This window comes from Paraburkholderia caffeinilytica, assembly GCF_046030355.1.
In the GTDB taxonomy this organism is placed as follows: Bacteria; Pseudomonadota; Gammaproteobacteria; order Burkholderiales; family Burkholderiaceae; genus Paraburkholderia; species Paraburkholderia caffeinilytica_B.
Genome location: NZ_JAQQCQ010000002.1, coordinates 141,612 through 157,831, shown reverse-complemented (window position 1 = coordinate 157,831; position 16,220 = coordinate 141,612). Strand labels below are relative to the sequence as shown.

The following is a 16,220-nucleotide window of genomic DNA, read 5'->3' as shown; positions in this document are numbered from 1 at the left end:
TTCTCGGTTTTTGCGGTGTTCCCGTGCGCAGAAGTGGGTATTGCGCAAGTTATGTTCACCGCAGCAATATTCTGAGTTTGCATGGTGCGTCCTGTTTTTCATAATCTGACTTGGTGGCTGATCTATGGTATTTTCAGAAAAAAAATTTGAGATTTTTGATGAGGAAACATATCTGTCCGAAAACCTCGATGTGCTGAATGCTGTAGAAAGCGGGGTGGTGAATTCGGGATATGCTCATTTTCTGAATCATGGACAGGCAGAAGGGCGGCGCGCGTCGTCCAGAGAGATTTCGCTGAGCCAGATCAATGAGGCTGTTGAATTTATAAAGAGGCGAAAGGTAGCTGAAAAAATATGTGAAAATTTTTCCCATGTATCGAAAAGAAAAAACAAGAAAAATACCATAATATTTTATACGCCTCGACACTTTGAGGGTAATCTGAAGTACGTCTACCTGGAGATGATGGCGTCTATCAAGCGGGACGGTCTGGATGTTTCATGCTTCTTTTTGACGTTAAATCTGGATACCTTTAATTTATTAAAGGATTTGAATCTTCCTGTCCTGCTTTGGCAGAAGTCCGGATCGAACATTGTTAAACATCTGCTCGACGCAGCAATTGTGGTCGACGATGGTTTTTTTGTTGATGGTCCGCCGAATCCTCCGCTTTTGTATGCCTATCTTTCCGGGGCATTGCGTATTAATTTATGGCACGGCACACCCTTGCGTAAAATTCTCCTGCAGAAATTGGGGATAAACAGGGAGATAAATTTACACTATTCAACCATTCTGAAGGCTGCGGTCGATAATAATGTGTTTTGCGCTGCTGCGCCTGGCGACTATGATCTGTTCATGGAAGCAATGGTGATCGATGAATTTTTCGTAACTGGGTATGCCCGGAACGATATATTTTATCGAAATGTTGATTCGGACGATCTTTTGAATGTGGATGAGGTTACTTATTCTCATATAATTGAGAAGAGGAAAAGTGAGAAAATAGCCTTGTACGCCCCGACCTGGCGCGACGGCAGACCTGACTGGGTGAGGGATATCAAGCTGGGTGAACTGGCTGCCGAATTGAAGCGGCGTGGGATTCATCTTGTCGTGAATCTTCATCCGTTTGAAATGCATGGGCAAAAAGAATTTCTGGATGGGATTCCAAATATTACTCTGATCAAAGAGAATACGGATATTTATCCAATTTTAAAGAATGTCGATGTCCTGATTACTGACTATTCTTCAATTGTGTTTGACTATCTGCATGCGGGGAAGCCTGTTATTTATTTTCGCCCGGATCATGAGTTATATCTTTCGGGTAATAGGGCGTTAATTGCGGAGCGAGTAGATCGAATTCCTGCGCCCGTCACCAACGACGCGGAAACGTGTTCGGCTGCCGTGGCGAATGTCTTGACGGACACGTCGTATCCAGAGGTGCTGAAGGATGAAATCGAAACGGCGCATTATTATCGAGACGCCAATTCCTCTCGCAGATGCGTTGCTGTGATTTTAAAAAGCCTTGATTCTGTTCTGTCCAGTCAGCCAGCTGGAAGGCCCAAGTTTATTGACGAGGCGCTTTGACTGCCCGCGGACGCTAGTGCCTCTACGGGTTCGTCCGCAGTTTGAGCGAGATGTCGCGAGCTCTCTTTTGTTGCGCCCGCCAGACGATGTTGACGTAGGCCACTACTCTCGGTGTCAGTCATACGGATGAGCCCGACTCTCGATTTTTATATCGATACAGCCGAGCTCATCGTGTTCCGGGCATCCGAGGGCGTGTCGGCGTCAATCCGAGGAATTCAATGCCGTGCTTCGCCCGGCGCTGCATCCTTGCCAGCCGTAGGCGGCGTGTCGTCGTCACTGCTGCGGGCCCAGAAGAACCGGTCCGGCAAATACGCGCCCATGCCCGGCCGGAACGCATTGCGCATTGCCTGATACAGATACTCCTGCGCTTCGCGCACAGCCTCCGCGGGCTCCTGGCCATTGGCCAGCAACGCGGCAATCGCGGCACCGAGCGTATCGGTAATGCCCATGATCCGATGGGCGCCGCGGTCCCACATATCCTGGCGCAGTTGGCCGTCTTCGCTGAACAGCGTGTTGACGAGCCGGTGCGTGCCGGTTTCCGTCGACAGAATGTACTCGCAGCCTTGCGACAGCAGATGCGAGATCGCCGCGTCGAGGCTCGGCGCTTCGGCGTCGCCGTCCGGTTGGGCGAGGGCGAGCAGCGTGGTCGAATCGGCGACCAGCAAGGTGGTCTGCGGCGCCAGCAGGTCGGCGATCGCTTCGCGCAATTCATCGGCGGCGAGTACGTGTTCGTCGTCGAGCGTGAAATCGGGGGCGAGGATCAGCGGGATGTCGTCGTAATCGGCGACCACCTCGGCAATCGCGCTCACCACTTCCGCGCGCGTGCATGCGCCGACCTTGAACGCGGCGATCGGCATGTCTTCGAGCAGCATCCGGGCCTGGGTCGCGACCACTTCGGGATCGAGCCCGGTGACTTCGTCGCAGCTTGCCGAGTCGCGCACGGTGTAACCCGTGAGCACGGAGACGCCATGGCAGCCCATGCTGGCAAGGGTCATCAGGTCGGCTTGCAGGCCGGAGCCGCCGGTGGGATCGGAAAGGCCGAAGGTGAGGACGATCGGAGGCGTATCGCTGGGCATGAAGATTTGCAAAAAGGAGCTGTATTTAGGCGCAGAGGGTGCGCAATCGGCTCAATTATGCGGCCTAAACTGTTGTGAAGGCGTTTTTTCGCATTCTTCGACGCGTAGCCGCGGGCCCGCAGCACGTAACCGGCAACCGGGCGCGCCCCGACGCCCGAGCGCCGGCCAAACCGATGCGACCCTCTAGCCAAAGGCCGCCGCACACGACGATTGCGCGTTTCTGATTGCTAGGCATTGGGGCGGCAACACGGTACCATCATGGCTCCCGTTTCCACGGACTCTACGACGCGACACAAGAATGGAATATCAAAGCTGGATGTGCCTGATTTGCGGCTGGATTTACGACGAAGAAGCCGGTTTGCCGGACGAAGGCATTGCGCCGGGCACCCGCTGGGAGGACGTTCCCATTAACTGGACCTGCCCGGAATGCGGCGCGCGCAAGGAAGACTTCGAGATGGTCCAGATCTGAGGCCCGAGGGGCAAACGGTGGTGTCCAGCTTAGCGCCATGCCGCGTGCCTGCGGCGCGGCGTTTTGCGGGCGGTACCAGCCAGCGCGAACGCGGTTCATGCGTCTGAAGCGCAGCCCCAACGCGGTGGTGCGGAACATCCCCGGTTGCGCCGTGTCGCAGCGGTAATCTGTCATTGTCCTGTCGCCAGTTCGCGCGTTAGCCGATCAGTCTCTCGTGCGGCGCCAAGCGGCGGCCCGTCAGCTTCCTGTCGCCTGCCCATGACTCTTCGATCCGCTGCACCCGATTCCTTTGATGCATTGCCCAATCCGCGCGGCGGCGCTGTCCGTCCAGCGGAACTGGCGCTGGCAGAGGCGCTGCTGGCGTTCGAGCAACACGGCGAGAGCGCCTCGGCGCTGCTGCGTGCGTCGCACGCGTTGCGCGAGGCCGGCTGGCTGAGCGCGCAGCGCTTCACGGACGCGCTGGTGCGGCTCTCGCCGTTGGCCGAGGGCGACCCGGCTGAGGCGGACAGCGTACGGCCGGTGTTTGGCGCGGCATTGCGCGATTTTCGCGCGGCGCTCGAACGCCACAATCTGCGCGAGCTGTCCTGCTCGCCCACACTGTTCAACCACTATCACGCGCTCTGTGTGCATCTGTTGGAGCACACGCCGGGTTCGACCGTCGCTTTCGAAGATCTCGCGTTGAGCGCACGCCCGGTGCCGCCGGTGTCGCTGCATCCCCAGTCCGCGGATCAGCTGGCCCATTTGCGGGCGCGCTACGAGCGCGCGCTGCTGCCGGTGTTGCGCGCGCAGCCTGATAGCCGTGGCGCTGCGCTGGCGTTCACGAACGCGGCGCTCGACGAGCTGGACGCTGTGTTTGCCGAACTCACCGGCCCGGACCCCTACGATTTCTGGCGTCTCGCCAAAGCCTGCGCCAAGGCGCTACGCGTCAGCGGCCGCGCCACGGGGGACGCCGACGCGCGGCGTTTCTACGCGCGTTGCAACCTCACGCTGGCCGATCACGCGCACGGCATCGAGCGCGCGCCGCGTTCGCTGGTGCGCGCGACGTTGGCGCTGCTGTGGCGCGACTTCGCGTTGTTCGGCGCCGCGGCGGAGGATGCCGATCAGGTCGAAGTGCTGCACGATTATGGCTTGACGGTCGATTGGCACGTCGCGGGCACCCAGGCATCCGAAATGCTTTGGGAAGCGGGCGTCGCGCAGGCGCAGGCGGTCAGTGCGACTCGCAGTACGCTGACTCGTGAGCTGGGCGTGCTGACGGTCAACGCGCACGCGTATGAAGATTTCCTGCAAACGGCCGATGCCTCGATTTCGGCGCTGACCGAGCACGCCCGGGCCGCCGATCAGCCTGAGAAAGCCGATCCAACCGAAGCGTTGCAGGCGGGCGATGCCGCCTACCGGCTGGGCGCCGCCGCATGTGCGCTGGGCCTCGGCCATGTGGCGCTGGTTGCCGATGCGCTCGGGCTTGCGTGGCGCCGCCGCGCGCATGCCGGCGTATCGACGCCGGCGGTGCGCGCCCACGTCATCGTCGCCGCGCCGGCGGCGAGCGCGCTCGAGCAGGCCGCCGAAGCGTTGCGTGCGATGCTGCATAAAGTCGCTGCGGGCGTCGCGCCGACCGGCAGCAGCGCCGCGCTGGCCGCCTTGACACGGTCCATCGAGCAGGGCGGCGCCTGAACTGCTGCGGCATCCGCGGCACGCCCTGCACACCTGCAAGCATCCTCAGCCGGCCGCAGCGAGGCGCAATATTTCGAACCCCGGAGGCACGCGATATGCGTGTCGTCAACGCCGCTAACCCGCACCGTGGACAAGGCCTGCGTGCGTGATAGAGTGGAACTTGATTCGCCGTCGATGGCTCGCGGCGCACTTCATCGCACACATCGCGGTCCCGCGCTCAAAGCCCGCCATCCCGCATCGTCTTTGCTAAAATCCGAACTATGTCCAAGAGTACCGATCGCATCAACCTGACCAACCAGTTCCTGATCGCCATGCCGAGCATGGCCGATCCCACGTTTTCAGGAACGGTGGTCTACCTTTGCGATCACAGTGAGCGCGGCGCGCTCGGCCTCGTGATCAACCGGCCGACCGATATCGACCTCGAAGCGCTCTTCAGTCGCATCGATCTCAAGCTCGAGATCGAACCCCTTCTCCATGTGCCCGTGTATTTCGGCGGCCCGGTGCAAACCGAGCGCGGCTTCGTGCTGCACGATCCGAAAGACGGCAATGCGTATACGTCGTCCATGTCGGTGCCGGGCGGCCTTGAGATGACCACCTCGAAAGACGTGCTCGAAGCCGTCGCGAGCGGCACCGGTCCGGAGCGCTTTCTGCTCACGCTCGGCCACGCCGGCTGGGGCGCGGGTCAGCTCGAAGAAGAGATTTCGAAGAATGGCTGGCTCACGGTTGAAGCCGACCCGAAAATCGTTTTCGACGTGCCCGCCGAAGAGCGTCTGGAAGCCGCGCTCGCGCTGCTCGGCATTTCACTGTCGATGCTGTCGGGCGAAGCAGGTCACGCATGAGCCTGCAGGCCGGACGTGAGGCGACGCTGCTTGCGTTCGACTATGGTGAAAAGCGGATCGGCGTGGCGGTGGCCAATTCGCTCACCCGCAGCGCACGGGCGCTCGTGATCGTGCAGAACCGCAGCCGCGAATACCGTTTCGAGGCGATCGGCAAGCTGATCGCCGAGTGGAAGCCGGACATGCTGGTGGTCGGCTTGCCTATGCATCCGGATGGCACGCCGCATGAAATGACCCAGCTCGCGAAACGCTTCGGCAATCAGCTGAATGGCCGCTTCAATCTGCCGGTGACATGGATCGACGAGCGTTATTCGTCGGTCGAAGCGAGGGCGGAAATCCGCGCCGGCAATGGCCGCGCTGACATGCTCGACGCCGAGGCCGCCAGCATCATCCTCCAGCAATATCTAGACGGACTTTCCGACGATCATGAGTTCCATTGACGCCGAAGGGCTTTATCGCGCCTTGCTCGAACAGGTTCGCGCAGCGTATGGCGACGCGTTTGGCGCTGCCGATGGCCCCGTGCTGGCCGGTATCTATAGCGGCGGCGCGTGGCTCGCCGAGCGACTCGCGCGCGATCTGAAAGCGCCGAGCTTCGGCGTGGTGAATGTCGCGCTGCATCGCGACGACTACGCGAAAAAAGGCCTGCACTCGCAGGCGAGCCCGACCTCGCTGCCGTTTTCCGTGGACAAGCGCCGCATCGTGCTGGTGGACGACGTGCTGTACACCGGCCGCACGGTTCGCGCGGCGTTGAATGAGCTGTACGACTACGGCCGCCCGGCATCGGTCGAACTGGCGGTGCTCGCTGATCGCGGTGGACGCGAGTTGCCGGTGGCGGCGCGTTTTGCCGGCGGCGTGGTGGACGTGCCGGCCGATGCGACCCTTGTGCTCGCGCGAGAACAGGGCGGCGCCGACGGCAGCCCGCATTTCACGTTTCACACTGAAGCACGCGTTGACTGAACGCGATTCCGTATATCGAGCAGTGCGGTTCGCGCGCTGCGGCACTGAACGCGCCAATCGAACCGCCATACGTACATACGCACACACACACGCAGTCAGCATCGACACCGAACACGTTGAAGCCCGTATTTGAAGCAGGTACACCATGAACACCGCCACCCAGGCCTCCCAGGATTCAGCCGACAGCGCCACCGAGCGCTTCCGTTATGGCTTCCTGAAGGGCAATCCGCAGCTCACGAAAAACGGCGAGCTCAAACATCTGTTGTCGATTGAAGGTTTGCCGAAGGCGATCGTCAATCACATTCTCGATACCGCTGACCAGTTCGTCAGTGTGACCGATCGCGAAGTGAAGAAGGTGCCGTTGCTGCGCGGCAAGTCGGTGTTCAACCTGTTCTTCGAGAACTCGACGCGCACGCGCACCACCTTCGAGATCGCCGCGACGCGATTGTCGGCGGATGTGTTGAATCTGAACATCAATGCTTCGTCGACGAGCAAGGGTGAGTCGCTGCTCGACACGATCAACAACCTCTCGGCGATGCATGCCGATATGTTCGTCGTACGTCATGCGTCGAGCGGCGCACCGTACTTGATCGCCCAGCACTGCGCGCCGCACGTGCATGTGATCAATGCCGGCGACGGCCGTCACGCACACCCGACCCAGGGTCTGCTCGACATGTACACGATTCGCCACTACAAGAAGGATTTCACGAATCTGCGGGTGGCGATCGTTGGCGACATTCTGCATTCGCGGGTCGCGCGTTCGGACATTCATGCGCTGACCACGCTCGGCGTGCCGGAAGTGCGTGCGATCGGTCCGCGCACGCTGCTGCCGGGCGGTCTCGAACAAATGGGCGTACGCGTGTTCCACAACCTCGACGAAGGTCTGAAAGACGTCGACGTCATCATCATGCTGCGTTTGCAGAACGAGCGGATGAGCGGCGCGCTGCTGCCGTCGGCGCAGGAGTACTTCAAGAGCTGGGGTTTGACGCCGGAGCGCCTCGCGCTCGCCAAACCCGATGCGATCGTGATGCACCCCGGTCCGATGAATCGTGGTGTCGAAATCGATTCGCAGGTGGCTGACGGTCCGCAATCGGTGATTCTGAACCAGGTGACGTTCGGCATCGCGGTGCGCATGGCAGTGATGGGAATCGTCGCGGGCAATCACGATTGATCTGGTAGCCGACGGGTGCCACGACGCACGAGCTTAGCCGCTCAGAGCGCGTTCAAAGCGGTGCGGCACGCAACGAACACGCGACAAGTTACGCGGAACCGAGCTGAACGCTTGGCTAAATCGCCAGGCAAACATTAAGGCAGCGCATGAAGATTCATATTCAAGGCGGCACGCTGATCGATCCGGCAGCGGGCACCGAACAGCAGCAGGACATTTTTATCGCAGCGGGCAAGATCGTCGCCATCGGCAACGCGCCTGCTGATTTCAACGCAGCGAAGACGATCGACGCTAAGGGCCTGCATATCGTGCCGGGCCTGGTCGACCTGTCCGCGCGCTTGCGCGAACCGGGCTACGAACACAAGGCGACGCTCGAATCCGAAATGGCCGCGGCGCTCGCCGGCGGCGTGACGAGTCTCGTGTGTCCGCCGGACACCGATCCGACGCTCGACGAACCGGGCCTCGTCGAGATGCTCAAGTTTCGCGCGCGCAATCTGAACCAGGCGCATGTGTATCCGCTCGGCGCGTTGACCGTCGGCCTGAAAGGCCAGGTCATCACCGAGATGGTCGAACTGACCGAAGCAGGCTGTATCGGTTTTTCGCAGGCCGATGTGCCGGTGGTCGACACGCAGGTGCTGATGCGCGCGTTGCAGTACGCGAAGACTTACGGCTACACCGTGTGGTTGCGTCCGGTCGATGCGTATCTCGGCAAGAGCGGCGTGGCCGCGAGCGGTGCGCTGGCGTCGCGGCTCGGGCTGTCGGGCGTGCCGGTGTCGGCTGAGACGATCGCGCTCCACACGATCTTCGAACTGGTCCGCGTGACGGGAGCACGGGTGCATCTGTCGCATGTGTCGTCGGCGGCGGGCATCGAGTTGATGCGCGCGGCCAAGGCCGAGGGCTTGCCGGTGTCGTGCGACGTCACCGTCAACCATGTGCATCTGATCGACCTCGATATCGGCTACTTCGACGCGCAATTCCGCCTCGATCCGCCGTTGCGCCAGCAGCGCGATCGCGAAGCGATCCGCGCGGGTCTCGTCGACGGGACGATCGACGCGATCTGTTCCGACCACACACCGGTCGACGACGACGAAAAACTGCTGCCGTTCGCCGAAGCCACGCCGGGCGCGACGGGCCTCGAGCTGTTCCTCTCGCTGACGGTCAAGTGGGCCGAGGAAGCGGGCGTGCCGTTGGCCAAGGCGCTGAACCGCATCACCACGGCGCCGGCCGACGTATTGAAGCTCGAGGCGGCCGGCCGCCTCGCCGTGGGCGCCGTCGCCGATCTCTGCGTGTTCGACCGCCACGCGTATTGGCGCGTCGAGCCGCGTGCATTGAAGAGCCAGGGGCACAACACGCCGTTCCTTGGCTATGAACTGCCGGCGCGCGTGCGAGCGACCATCGTGTCCGGTCACGTCGCATTCGAACAGCGTTAATATCCGCGGCATTGCCCAGTTACGGAAAGCTCCGACAATGAAGCTCGCGTTACGCAAGGCCCGTCTCGTCGCCCATCTGCTGCACGGCATGTGGATCGTTGCGACGCGCTTTTCCAAGGCCGGTGCGGAGGGGCGGCAGACGCTCAACCGCGCATGGTCGCTGAAAATGCTGCGCCTGTGCGGCATGCGGCTCGTCGTGCATAACGACAGCGCGCGGCTCGATCGCGGCGCGCTGGTGGTCGCCAATCACATCTCGTGGATCGACATCTACGTGATCAATGCGTGGCGGCCCACGCCGTTCGTCTCGAAGGCCGAGATCCGGCAGTGGCCGGTGGTCGGCTGGCTGGCGCAGCAACTGGACACGGTGTTCATCCAGCGCGAGAAGCGCAGCGACGCGAAGCGGATCATGCACGAACTGTCCGACCGCCTGAGCGCGGGCGAGCTGATGTGCGTGTTTCCGGAAGGGACGACGTCGAACGGTCTGGCACTGCTGCCGTTTCACGCGAATATGTTCCAGGCCGCCGTGTCGGCCTCGGCGCCGGTGCAGCCGCTGTGCATCATGTATGAAGATGCACAGGGCCGGCAATCCACCGCGCCTGCGTATATCGACGATCTGACGCTGGCTGATTCGCTGAATATGCTGCTGCGCGGCGGCCCGTTGACCGCGCACGTGTATGTCGGTGCGCCGCTCGCGCCCGGTGCCGATAGACGCACGTTGGCGGCGGAGGCGGAAGGGGTGATTGCGGCAGCGTTGCGGGAGATGCAGAGCGGTATGGCGAGGTCTGGTGCAGCGATCGCGGCGTCGATTTCGTCGCCCAATTCGTCCATGTCGTCCATTCCGCTCGACACGCACGGTGCCTCTGACGCTTCCAACGCTTCGCCGACGCTGATCGAACCCATCGATCAGCCCGGCCGCTCGGCTTAGCGAAGCGGCTTAGTTACCGCCGCCCGGCGTGCGGCAAGCCTCGCAATCGACCTGCGTCAGCGTGCGCTCGGCAGGATTCTGCGCAAGGCGCACGGCCGAGAGTTTCTCACCCCAGACACAGCCGGAATCCAGCCCGATCAGGTTGTCGCGCAAGGTCAACCCAAGCGCAGCCCAATGGCCGAACACCACGGTGACGTCCGCGGTCTTGCGCGACGGCACGTCGAACCACGGCATGCTGCCCGGCGGCGCGGAATTCAGGCCGCCGCTGCTGCTGAAATCCATCGCGCCTTCGGCGTTGCAGAAGCGGATGCGCGTCAACGCGCTGCACGTCAGGCGCAGCCGCTCAATACCCTTGATGCCGGGCGCCCAGCGATTCGGCTCGTTGCCGTAGAGTCCCGCGAGCGTTTCCTTCCAGTTCGGTGCGCGCAGCGCCCGCTGCAATTCGTCGGCGAGTTCCATCGTCAGGGCGGCATCCCATTGCGGCAGCACGCCGGCATGCACCATCAGCATGCCGTTGTCGAAATGCGCGATCGGACGGTGGCGGACCCAGTCGAGCAGATCGGCGGCATCCGGTGCGGTGAGAATGTCGTCGATCGTGTCGCCCTTTTTCGATTTGCGGATTCCCGCCGACACCGACAACAGATGCAGGTCATGGTTGCCTAGCACCGGCACCGCGCGATCGCCCAGCGCAATGATGTCGCGCAGCGTGGCGAGCGATTCGGCTCCGCGGTTGATCAGGTCGCCGGCAAACCAAAGCGGCGTATCTTCGGGCGGCGCGGCTTTGGCCAGGAGTTGCTGGAACGGCGTGCGGCATCCTTGCAGGTCGCCGAAAGCGAGCGGCAGCGGATGCGGTCGCGAAATGGCAGGAATCCCGACACTGGACGCGGCAGGAGAAGCGACAGTAGAAGCAGTGGAAGATGTCATTGGGAAGTCGATGCAGTTCGATACACGCGGTTACGAACAAGGCGGGCCGCGTTGGGCGGTGCAGCAAGTTAGCGTGACATAATAGCCCGTTTGAAGCACGGGTATCGTGACAGGCGCCGCTGGAAGCCCCAAGCAACCGGCATTCCCGGGGCGGTGTTGTCAGGCGCGCCGCACGGGCCGCACGCGATATTGCACTACAACAGGATGACCCTCGTGAACGGAGAAAGCATGTCGTCTTTTCATGCGAATCAACCTATCCGCACGCTCGTCACCGGGGCAAGTGGCTTCACGGGCCGCTATCTGGTCGACAACCTGCTCGGCCGTGGCCATACCGTGATTGAAACGGTGGCCGGGCGCAACGAGCCCGAAACGCCGACGCGCCTCAGGCTCGACATTACGTCGCCCGACGCGTGCCGGCGCGTGATCGAAACCGCGCGGCCCGACTATATCGTGCATCTGGCGGCGATCAGCTTCGTGGGTCATAACGATCCGCTCGACTTTTACCGCGTCAACGTGATCGGCACGCTGAATCTGCTGGAAGCCTGTGCGGCGGTCGGCCATACGCCCCGCAAGCTCTTGATCGCGAGCAGCGCGAATGTCTACGGTAATGTCACCAGCGACGCCATCGACGAAACCTTCCCCGTCACGCCGGTGAACCACTATGCCGCGAGCAAGGCAGCCATGGAAACGATGGTGCGGACCTGGTTCGACCGGCTGCCCATCCTGATCGTGCGACCGTTCAACTACACCGGCCGCGGCCAGGCGTCGAACTTTCTCGTGCCGAAGATCGTCGAGCATTTCGCGCGGCGTGAGCCGGCGATCGAGCTCGGCAATATCGACGTCGCGCGTGATTTTTCCGACGTGCGCTACGTGGCGAACGCCTATGAGGCCCTGCTCGATTCGGAGGCCGCTGCTGAAACGGTCAATGTCTGCACCGGCACGCCTTACACGCTGCGCGACATTCTCTCGGCGGCGAGCGATCTGACCGGGCATGAGCTCGAGATCCAGATCAATCCCGCTTTCGTGCGGCAAAGTGACGTGAAGATGCTGGCGGGGTCGCCAGCCAAGCTGCGCTCGCTGGTGCCGAAGGTCGAGGCGATTCCGTTCATGGATACGCTGCGGTGGATGTTGGCGGCTTAATTGACGCAACCAGCGGTATCTGCTCGCAACTGCCGTTATTTTATGGAGTGGAGCCGCTCGACCGGCGCCACAACGCGGCTACCCGCGCAAGCGGCCGGCCGGTTTGGCCTTCCTGCGCCCGTGCCCTCCGGAGGCGGCGCTTGCCGTCAAACTACCTCCTCGGTAGTCAATGGAAACCAAACTTGTCAAGCTGTTTCAAGTTGTTAGGGTTCTAGTTTTTGCCCCGCGCGGCTTTATAATCAGGCCTTTATAAGATTGGCGTTTGAGCGCCTGCCCGCCGTGCGAGGGGCGGCGCCGGGCGTTGACAAAATTCGGACTCCACCATGCGGGGTGTGCAGATTGGTGAATCCATTCCGATCTGCTGCCAACATCTAGAAGGGAAATTCATGATCCTGGTAACGGGCGGCGCCGGCTTTATCGGCGCCAATTTCGTGCTCGACTGGCTCGATGCGTCGGACGAAGCGGTGCTGAACGTAGACAAGCTGACCTATGCTGGCAATCTGGGTACGCTCAAGTCACAACAGGGCAATCCCCGGCATGTGTTCGTGCGAGCCGATATCTGCGATCGTGCCGCGATGGATGCGCTCCTTGCCGAGCACAAGCCGCGCGCCGTGCTGCACTTTGCCGCGGAAAGCCATGTGGACCGTTCGATCCACGGCCCGGCCGATTTCGTGCAGACCAACGTGGTCGGCACCTTCACGTTGCTCGAAGCGACCCGTCAGTACTGGAATACGCTCGGCGAGGCCGACAAGGCCGCGTTCCGTTTCCTGCATGTCTCGACCGACGAAGTGTTCGGCTCGCTGTCCGCTACCGATCCGCAATTCTCCGAAACCACGCCGTACGCGCCGAATAGCCCCTATTCGGCCACCAAGGCGGGTTCCGACCATCTGGTGCGCGCCTACCATCACACGTATGGTTTGCCGGTGCTCACCACGAACTGCTCGAACAACTACGGCCCGTACCAGTTCCCCGAGAAGCTGATTCCGCTGATGATCGCCAACGCGCTCGGCGGCAAGGCGCTGCCAGTGTACGGCGACGGTCAGAATGTGCGCGACTGGTTGTATGTCGGCGACCATTGCAGCGCGATCCGCGAAGTGCTCGCGCGCGGCACGCCGGGCGAGACGTACAACATTGGCGGCTGGAACGAAAAGAAGAACCTCGACGTCGTGCATACGCTGTGCGACCTGCTCGACCGGTTGCGTCCGAAGGCGGGCGCCTCGTACCGCGACCAGATCACCTACGTGACGGATCGCCCCGGCCACGACCGCCGTTATGCGATCGACGCCCGCAAGCTCGAGCGTGAACTCGGCTGGAAACCGGCAGAGACGTTCGAGACCGGCCTCGCCAAAACGGTCCAGTGGTATCTGGACAATCAGGTGTGGTCTGACGAAGTCGCTTCGGGCGAGTATCGGAAGTGGGTTGAGACCAACTACGCGCAGCGCGCGTAAGGGCACGGCAATGGCGCGCAAAGGCATTATTCTCGCGGGCGGATCGGGCACGCGCCTGTATCCGATCACGCATGTCGTCTCCAAGCAGTTGCTGCCGGTTTACGACAAACCGATGATTTACTATCCGCTGTCCACGCTGATGGTGGCGGGGATTCGCGACGTGCTGATCATTTCCACGCCGCAGGATACGCCGCGTTTCGAAGCCATGCTCGGCGACGGCAGCCAGTGGGGCATGAACATTCAGTACGCGGTTCAGCCCTCGCCGGACGGTCTCGCGCAGGCATTCATCATTGGCCGCGATTTTGTGGGCAACGATCCGTCGGCGCTGATTCTCGGCGACAACATTTTCTACGGCCACGATCTCGCGAAGCAGCTGGAACGCGCGAACGAGCAAGACGAAGGCGCTACTGTCTTCGCCTATCACGTGCACGATCCGGAGCGCTACGGCGTCGTCGAATTCGATAAGCAGTTCCGCGCATTGTCGATCGAAGAGAAGCCGGCCAAGCCGCGTTCGAACTACGCTGTTACTGGCCTGTACTTCTACGACAAGCAGGTCTGCGATATCGCGGCGGACATCAAGCCGTCGCCGCGTGGCGAGCTTGAAATCACCGACGTCAACTCGCGTTATCTGGCCAACGCCGCGCTCAATGTCGAGATCATGGGGCGTGGTTATGCATGGCTCGATACGGGTACGCACGATTCGCTGATCGAAGCGGCGACATTCATCGCGACGCTGCAAAAGCGCCAGGGTCTGGTGGTCGCGTGTCCGGAAGAGATTGCCTACCGTCAGGCATGGATCGACGGTGAGCAACTGCTGGCTCTAGCCAAGCCGCTCGCGAAGAACGCGTACGGCAAGTATCTGCAAAACCTTCTTACGGACCAAGTTGCATGGCCATCCAAGTAACCTCCACGGCATTGCCCGAAGTCAAGATCATCGAGCCGAAAGTGTTCGGCGATGCGCGGGGCTATTTCTACGAAAGCTTCAATGCGGTGGAGTTCGCGGAGCACGTGGAGAAAGACGTCACGTTCGTTCAGGACAATCATTCGCGTTCGGCGAAAGGCGTGCTGCGCGGCCTTCACTATCAGATTCAGCATGCGCAGGGCAAGCTCGTGCGCGTGGTTGAAGGTGAGGTGTTCGACGTTGCTGTCGACATCCGCAAAAGTTCGCCGAATTTCGGCAAGTGGGTGGGGGTGACGCTGTCGGTCGAGAACCATCGGCAGTTGTGGGTGCCGCCTGGTTTTGCGCACGGCTTCGTCGTGTTGTCCGAATCGGCGCAGTTCCTCTACAAGACCACCGACTACTGGTTCCCTGAGCACGAGCGCAGCATCGTCTGGAACGATCCGGCGGTCGGCATTGAGTGGCCGATCGACTTCGAGCCGTTGCTGGCTGCGAAAGACGCGGCAGGCAAGCGTCTTGCCGATGCTGACGTCTTCGCCTAAGGAGTTGCCGCATGAGCGCACATGATGCCAGGCGGACGATTCTCGTCACCGGTGTGAATGGCCAGGTTGGTTTCGAGCTTGCGCGTACGCTGCAAGGTCTCGGCAACGTAGTCGCGGTTGATCGCGCCACGCTGGATCTGTCCAATCTGGATCAGGTTCGTGCCGTAGTTCGCGAAGTGCGGCCCGCACTGATCGTCAACCCGGCGGCCTACACCGCGGTCGACAAGGCGGAAGAGGAATTCGATCTCGCCATGCGTATCAACGGCGAAGCGCCGGGCGTACTGGCTGAAGAAGCGAAAAAGCTCGGCGCAGCGTTGATTCACTATTCGACCGATTACGTGTTCAACGGCGAGAAAGACGGCGCCTACGTCGAAGACGATCCCACCGATCCTCAGAACGCGTACGGCCGCACCAAGCTCGCCGGCGAGCAGGCGATCGCCGCGACCGGCGTGAATCATCTGGTCCTTCGTACAAGCTGGGTGTACGGCACGCGCGGCAAGAATTTTCTGCTCACCATGCTGCGTCTCGGCGCAGATCGGCCCGAGTTGAAGGTCGTTGCCGACCAGTTCGGCGCGCCGACTTGGAGCAACACGATTGCAACGCTGAGCGCGCATCTGAGCGCACAGGCTTTTGCCGCGGAAGACAGCGCTGCGTGGTGGAGCGAACGCTCGGGCATCTATCACCTGTGCGCCGGCGATGCGACGTCGTGGCACGGCTTCGCGTCGGCCATTTTCGAACTCGCGGATCTGCCGAACCGGCCGAAGGCACTGCCGATTCCGGCTTCCGACTATCCGACGCCGGCCAAGCGTCCGTCCAATTCGCGCATGTCGAACGAGAAGCTGGCACAGGTGTTCGGGCTTGCCGCGCCGCATTGGCGCGATGCCTTGAAACTGTGTCTGACCGACGCTTTTCCACGGTCGCCTGCCGCCCGTTCTTGACGCATAGTACGCGCCCTCGCGCGAAGCTCGCCATGCGGCGAAGTGCCTTGGCTGTCTGACGATAGTGAAAGGGGGCGGGGGTAGAATATTGTTCGGTCTGGAAGACGCGCGCCGGCCCGCTATTTGGGCCACGCGCGTCAACGTTCAGGGCTCGCGGATCGTCGCACGATCCCTTGATTTTGTGGGTTGTGCTGACTATTCGCGGTCATGGCACTTCCGTAATAAATA

Annotated in this window: 16 protein-coding genes; 14 read left to right on the top strand and 2 right to left on the bottom strand. The window is 61.5% G+C overall.

Going from position 1 to position 16,220, the window contains the following annotated elements; genetic code table 11:
• The first annotated feature begins 124 nt into the window (after positions 1-124).
• Positions 125-1,573, top strand: a complete 1,449-nt coding sequence (locus PQQ95_RS03080; protein ID WP_408434801.1) for a CDP-glycerol glycerophosphotransferase family protein — start codon at positions 125-127, stop codon at positions 1,571-1,573.
• 215 nt (positions 1,574-1,788) lie between these two features.
• On the opposite strand, the gene PQQ95_RS03075 is transcribed toward PQQ95_RS03080, so the two are convergent.
• Positions 1,789-2,649 carry a hydroxymethylpyrimidine/phosphomethylpyrimidine kinase gene (locus PQQ95_RS03075; RefSeq protein WP_408434799.1) on the bottom strand — a complete coding sequence of 287 codons (861 nt, stop codon included), beginning with the start codon at positions 2,647-2,649 and terminating at the stop codon, positions 1,789-1,791.
• Positions 2,650-2,947: 298 nt separating this feature from the next.
• Between PQQ95_RS03075 and PQQ95_RS03070 the strand changes: the two genes are divergently transcribed.
• The 8 genes from PQQ95_RS03070 (at position 2,948) to PQQ95_RS03035 (ending at position 10,102) form a co-directional block, all read left to right on the top strand.
• Positions 2,948-3,118: a rubredoxin gene (locus PQQ95_RS03070; RefSeq protein WP_006047743.1), complete on the top strand. Its 171-nt coding sequence runs from the start codon at positions 2,948-2,950 to the stop codon at positions 3,116-3,118.
• 258 nt (positions 3,119-3,376) lie between these two features.
• Positions 3,377-4,786: a FimL-related protein gene (locus tag PQQ95_RS03065; protein ID WP_408434797.1), complete on the top strand. Its 1,410-nt coding sequence runs from the start codon at positions 3,377-3,379 to the stop codon at positions 4,784-4,786.
• A gap of 260 nt (positions 4,787-5,046) precedes the next feature.
• Positions 5,047-5,625 (top strand): YqgE/AlgH family protein, encoded by a 579-nt coding sequence (locus PQQ95_RS03060; protein WP_054041678.1) that lies wholly within the window; start codon positions 5,047-5,049, stop codon positions 5,623-5,625.
• Entirely contained in the window at positions 5,622-6,062 is a 441-nt protein-coding gene (gene ruvX, locus PQQ95_RS03055; protein ID WP_408434795.1) for a Holliday junction resolvase RuvX, read from the top strand. Before PQQ95_RS03060 ends, ruvX begins: the two co-directional genes overlap by 4 nt.
• Positions 6,049-6,579 carry a bifunctional pyr operon transcriptional regulator/uracil phosphoribosyltransferase PyrR gene (gene pyrR, locus PQQ95_RS03050; protein WP_408434793.1) on the top strand — a complete coding sequence of 177 codons (531 nt, stop codon included), beginning with the start codon at positions 6,049-6,051 and terminating at the stop codon, positions 6,577-6,579. Before ruvX ends, pyrR begins: the two co-directional genes overlap by 14 nt.
• A 145-nt stretch (positions 6,580-6,724) precedes the next feature.
• Entirely contained in the window at positions 6,725-7,750 is a 1,026-nt protein-coding gene (locus tag PQQ95_RS03045; RefSeq protein WP_120346234.1) for an aspartate carbamoyltransferase catalytic subunit, read from the top strand.
• A gap of 146 nt (positions 7,751-7,896) precedes the next feature.
• Positions 7,897-9,177: a dihydroorotase gene (locus PQQ95_RS03040; protein WP_408434791.1), complete on the top strand. Its 1,281-nt coding sequence runs from the start codon at positions 7,897-7,899 to the stop codon at positions 9,175-9,177.
• A gap of 37 nt (positions 9,178-9,214) precedes the next feature.
• Complete coding sequence (locus tag PQQ95_RS03035; RefSeq protein WP_408434789.1) at positions 9,215-10,102, top strand: lysophospholipid acyltransferase family protein; 888 nt, start codon at positions 9,215-9,217, stop codon at positions 10,100-10,102.
• 9 nt (positions 10,103-10,111) lie between these two features.
• Here the strand turns inward: PQQ95_RS03035 and PQQ95_RS03030 are convergent, their stop codons facing one another.
• Positions 10,112-11,026 (bottom strand): symmetrical bis(5'-nucleosyl)-tetraphosphatase, encoded by a 915-nt coding sequence (locus PQQ95_RS03030; RefSeq protein WP_408434787.1) that lies wholly within the window; start codon positions 11,024-11,026, stop codon positions 10,112-10,114.
• A 228-nt stretch (positions 11,027-11,254) separates the two neighbouring features.
• On the opposite strand from PQQ95_RS03030, the gene PQQ95_RS03025 reads away from it, so the two are divergent.
• From PQQ95_RS03025 to rfbD, 5 genes are all read left to right on the top strand, one after another.
• On the top strand, positions 11,255-12,166 hold the full coding sequence (locus PQQ95_RS03025) for a GDP-mannose 4,6-dehydratase (protein WP_408434785.1): 912 nt from the start codon (positions 11,255-11,257) through the stop codon (positions 12,164-12,166).
• Between the two features lie 386 nt (positions 12,167-12,552).
• Entirely contained in the window at positions 12,553-13,614 is a 1,062-nt protein-coding gene (rfbB, locus tag PQQ95_RS03020; protein ID WP_408434783.1) for a dTDP-glucose 4,6-dehydratase, read from the top strand.
• Positions 13,615-13,624: 10 nt separating this feature from the next.
• The gene (rfbA, locus tag PQQ95_RS03015; RefSeq protein WP_408435320.1) at positions 13,625-14,518 is read left to right on the top strand and encodes a glucose-1-phosphate thymidylyltransferase RfbA; all 894 of its coding nucleotides are present in this window, start codon (positions 13,625-13,627) and stop codon (positions 14,516-14,518) included.
• Positions 14,503-15,054: a dTDP-4-dehydrorhamnose 3,5-epimerase gene (gene rfbC / locus PQQ95_RS03010; RefSeq protein WP_408434781.1), complete on the top strand. Its 552-nt coding sequence runs from the start codon at positions 14,503-14,505 to the stop codon at positions 15,052-15,054. The genes rfbA and rfbC overlap by 16 nt, the downstream gene beginning before the upstream one ends.
• A gap of 11 nt (positions 15,055-15,065) precedes the next feature.
• Complete coding sequence (rfbD, locus tag PQQ95_RS03005) at positions 15,066-15,992, top strand: dTDP-4-dehydrorhamnose reductase (protein ID WP_408434779.1); 927 nt, start codon at positions 15,066-15,068, stop codon at positions 15,990-15,992.
• Positions 15,993-16,220 lie beyond the last annotated feature (228 nt).

Bases quoted from the DNA above. Each gene is read 5' to 3' on its own strand.
- PQQ95_RS03035 (WP_408434789.1), top strand. From the start codon at position 9,215: ATGAAGCTCGCGTTACGCAAGGCCCGTCTCGTCGCCCATCTGCTGCAC.
- rfbB (WP_408434783.1), top strand. From the start codon at position 12,553: ATGATCCTGGTAACGGGCGGCGCCGGCTTTATCGGCGCCAATTTCGTG.
- ruvX (WP_408434795.1), top strand. From the start codon at position 5,622: ATGAGCCTGCAGGCCGGACGTGAGGCGACGCTGCTTGCGTTCGACTAT.
- rfbD (WP_408434779.1), top strand. From the start codon at position 15,066: ATGAGCGCACATGATGCCAGGCGGACGATTCTCGTCACCGGTGTGAAT.
- rfbC (WP_408434781.1), top strand. From the start codon at position 14,503: ATGGCCATCCAAGTAACCTCCACGGCATTGCCCGAAGTCAAGATCATC.
- PQQ95_RS03070 (WP_006047743.1), top strand. From the start codon at position 2,948: ATGGAATATCAAAGCTGGATGTGCCTGATTTGCGGCTGGATTTACGAC.
- PQQ95_RS03080 (WP_408434801.1), top strand. From the start codon at position 125: ATGGTATTTTCAGAAAAAAAATTTGAGATTTTTGATGAGGAAACATAT.
- PQQ95_RS03075 (WP_408434799.1), bottom strand. From the start codon at position 2,649: ATGCCCAGCGATACGCCTCCGATCGTCCTCACCTTCGGCCTTTCCGAT.
- PQQ95_RS03060 (WP_054041678.1), top strand. From the start codon at position 5,047: ATGTCCAAGAGTACCGATCGCATCAACCTGACCAACCAGTTCCTGATC.
- PQQ95_RS03065 (WP_408434797.1), top strand. From the start codon at position 3,377: ATGACTCTTCGATCCGCTGCACCCGATTCCTTTGATGCATTGCCCAAT.
- PQQ95_RS03045 (WP_120346234.1), top strand. From the start codon at position 6,725: ATGAACACCGCCACCCAGGCCTCCCAGGATTCAGCCGACAGCGCCACC.
- rfbA (WP_408435320.1), top strand. From the start codon at position 13,625: ATGGCGCGCAAAGGCATTATTCTCGCGGGCGGATCGGGCACGCGCCTG.
- PQQ95_RS03040 (WP_408434791.1), top strand. From the start codon at position 7,897: ATGAAGATTCATATTCAAGGCGGCACGCTGATCGATCCGGCAGCGGGC.
- PQQ95_RS03025 (WP_408434785.1), top strand. From the start codon at position 11,255: ATGTCGTCTTTTCATGCGAATCAACCTATCCGCACGCTCGTCACCGGG.
- PQQ95_RS03030 (WP_408434787.1), bottom strand. From the start codon at position 11,026: ATGACATCTTCCACTGCTTCTACTGTCGCTTCTCCTGCCGCGTCCAGT.
- pyrR (WP_408434793.1), top strand. From the start codon at position 6,049: ATGAGTTCCATTGACGCCGAAGGGCTTTATCGCGCCTTGCTCGAACAG.